1 protein-coding gene is annotated in these 242 nt (G+C 56.2%); it reads left to right on the top strand.

All coding sequences use genetic code 11. The features are described 5' to 3' along the window. The coding region (locus B2633_RS12615) for a hypothetical protein (RefSeq protein ID WP_483171050.1) at nucleotides 1-242 on the top strand (242 nt) is incomplete at both ends.

Below are 242 nucleotides of genomic sequence, written 5' to 3' on the forward strand. Positions count from 1 at the left end.
GAGAAAGTAGCCCCGCGCATCATTACAGCCCTTTTTGCCGGAGAAACTTTTGCCGTAATTCAAGATCCCCCCAATTGGGTGGCTCAGCTGCCCAAGGTAAAGCCGGCTGAAGGCGAAGCCCCGGTGCTTAAAACCCCGGAAGCGGAAAAAGAACTGGAAGAGGCCGGGCAGCCTGAAGTCAATAAACCGGCGGATGGGGAAGAGGACGGCCAGGGTTCCGGGGAAAATGAAGGCAATGAGGA

The organism is Syntrophomonas sp. UBA1041 (genome assembly GCF_002316705.1).
GTDB lineage: Bacteria > Bacillota > Syntrophomonadia > Syntrophomonadales > Syntrophomonadaceae > DTU019.